This is a genomic window from Asticcacaulis sp. (genome assembly GCF_027484505.1).
In the GTDB taxonomy this organism is placed as follows: Bacteria; Pseudomonadota; Alphaproteobacteria; order Caulobacterales; family Caulobacteraceae; genus Asticcacaulis.
Genome location: NZ_JAIXSV010000330.1, coordinates 1 through 3,056, shown reverse-complemented (window position 1 = coordinate 3,056; position 3,056 = coordinate 1). Strand labels below are relative to the sequence as shown.

1 protein-coding gene is annotated in these 3,056 nt (G+C 53.6%); it reads left to right on the top strand.

Annotation, left to right across the window (positions count from 1 at the left end; translation table 11 throughout):
• Positions 1-2,990, top strand: a 2,990-nt coding sequence (locus Q0072_RS19345; RefSeq protein ID WP_298333225.1) for a hypothetical protein, incomplete at its 5' end; no start/stop codon positions are given.
• Positions 2,991-3,056 lie beyond the last annotated feature (66 nt).

Genomic DNA, 3,056 nt, shown 5'->3' with positions numbered 1-3,056 from the left:
ACAACAACAACAACAACAACAACAACAACAACAACAACAACAACAACAACAACAACAGTGCAAGCAAGGGAGAAGAAAAAGAAGAGGCTGCGTTTTTTTCCTCGGCCTTTCGGTCGCTGGGAGTCATGCAACACAAGAACGGCTCTGTCAGTGCCTACCGCCTCACCAAGTCGGAAGGAGCCAACCAGCGCGAAGAATACCCGTGGAAAACCCTGGTGGAGAAAGTGGTCGTGGACGGCCAGTACATCTACATGCAACGCCCGAGCGGCGCGCACTTTATTTTCAACAAACAAGAATGCATCATGACCTTCAACAACGCCGAATTCATCTTCTACGGCTTTGTGGGCGACGGTCTGGCTGTCTTTCTTCGCCGCCGAATGAGAAACAGCCTCAGCAGCAAGTTGAAACGAGCCGTGCAGCCAACGGCCGCTTCTACCGCCGCCGAAAAACAAGAAGACGACAAGGATGCGGTGGAAGGCACCATCTTTATCTACGCCATATCCCCGGAACGAATGCTGCAGCTGGGCGCTGAGTGTAGCGGCGGCACGGAACGCATGCCACCAACCGGCTCGGCCGTCGTCCACGTGCCCGACTGGTCCGATCCGCGCCAGTCCGACCTGATTGGCATTAACCAAGCACCGTCGGCTACGGCCATTGTTGAAGAGCGCCTGTGGTTTGTTTTTCCTCAAAATCTGCAAGTCGTCAACCACGGCCGCATGTTCAGCGTGAGCACGGGCAAGACGTTGGACGCCGAGCACAAAATTGTGCGCACCAACCTGGGTGTGGTCGTTCACATGGCCCGAGGCGGTACGGAGATTGGCAGCCTCTTCCAAGTCATGACCTACATTGACGACAACGGCCAAGTGCAAACGGTGATTTTGGCGCGCACATTTCATTTTATCACCAAACTGGCTGGTGACCAGAAGGAATTTCTGCTGCAGGAAGATTCAAAGTGCAAGTGCAGCAACGGCTGCATCATGACCCACGACGGCCAGCAAATCTGCGCCACTATTTCCCACCAAATCATGACGCACCACAGCGACGACTGGGCAGCCATGCAGGCGGCACATGCTAAGGTGTTGCAGCACGTTGACGCACGCTTTCGCGGCTTTCACTGTGCTATTGTTCACCCGCTGCTCAACGACATGAACATGGGTTTGATTGCCACGGTGCCGCGCGATGACGGCAAGTATCGCGACACTGCGTTCCAGAACGTGGCCAACTTCAAGCTGGCGATGGCCAGCATCACCCAGGCCTGCGCACTGAAGCTGGGCAACATTTTCCCCACCACCACTGGCTCCAGCGACAGCTTTGGCGTGTCCTTTTACATGACGGCCCCACATCCCGAGCCGGAGCGGACCTGTTTCGGTCACTTCGCAATCCACTACCCAGACGGCGAGGGGCCGATCTGTACGACACACCCGACATTGGTTGACGAGCCCTTAATAAACAATTTTGTGTACACTGGCTCCAGCCCCTGCACAGATTTTCACGGCGCAGACGCGCAATTCAGCCGGGCTTTTATCTCCACCATCGTGCGCATATGCGACCAACTGGCCAAAAAGTGCAAAGATACTGAAAAGTTGCGCCTCTTGTACGACAGAGCGCTCAAGCAAAGACAAGAATCGGACAGTTGCCTCAAAATTGCCAACGAGAGCAAAGAAAAAGTGGAGCGACAGATCAGCGACATGTCCAAACTGGCCGAGGAGCAGGCCAAAACCATTTCCAAACTGGCGACTGAGAACCTAAGCCTGGAGGAAAACGTCAGAAAATTGCAGGAAAAGCCGCAGCGGCAGGAAAAACATGTGTCCACTAAACAAGCCGACGCCAGCCAAGAAAAAAAGTTTCAACAGGCCAAGTCTGAGTTGGAAGAGATGGGTGCCAAGTTGGCCAAAGTTCAGCAGAGTGCTGCTGTCGGTCTGGCTGAAAAGAATACATACATCCAACAACTACAAGCCGAACTGAGAAAGGTGGTTGCTGAACGCGACCAGGCATTGGCAGACGTGAAAAGGGAGAAGGATTCTCTTCGTCAGGCTTTGGCTCGCGCCAGTGCCACGCATCAGAAAGAAATCAAAGCGGCCGTGGACAAGGAGCAGGGACAAATGCAAGAACGACTGACTCATGCTAAAAAGGAGCAAGAAGAGTTGCAAGAAAACATGAGGAAGAAGCTGGAGGCGGCTGAGAAGGAGTTGCACGATTATCGGTGTGCAGAAGACCAGGCCAACCAGTCGCGCGCTCATTTGGAGGCCGCTCTGACGACTGGCATGGCAAAAGCGTCGGCGGAGCTCACCGATTTGCGATCGCAACTGGACGCCCAGGCGGCGCACTACGAAGCCATTATCCAAAAACTCAAAGCCGCTCCTTCCGCGTCGCCGACACCATCTTCGTCGTCAGAAAGCCGCAGCATTGACCTGGCCGATTTTGTCACTGATTTGCGCAGCGACAACAAGGAATTGCGCGATGACAATCGTGTGTTGCGTGCGAACATCAAGCAGATGGAAGAAGCCGCTGCCAAGCTCACGGCCGAATTGGAAAACAGAGGCCGCATCATCGCCAGCATCCGCGAAGAACAAAACAGACACGGCGATGTTTATCAGCAACTGACGGCGTCTCGGTCTGCATATGATGTTTTGCTGCAGCAACACAACCAGTTGCAGGCGACATTTGCAGAGTTTCAGGTTACGTATCAAGAATTTCAACCGCGGTACCAAAAACTGTTTGAAGATTACAATGCGATGCAAAATCATCTTTATCAGTGCAACGAAGAACTGGCCCGCCTGCGTGCAATCACTTCATCACGCTCGCCAAACAACATCCAAGGATCCAGGCCGTACGGAAACCCAAGACCGCCACGAGGCCGGTCCGCTCCTCCGGTGGCCGCACCTGAATCAGTTGCTGCTTCTGAATCAGTTGCTGCTTCTGAGCCTGCTGCTGCTTCTGAGCCAGCTGCTCCTGCTTCTGAGTCTGCAGCAGCTGATCAGGCGGCGTGAATGTGATGGACCATTTGCCATTTGCACTTTCAAACTTGAACGACATTTCTTTTTTGTTTTTGTTTT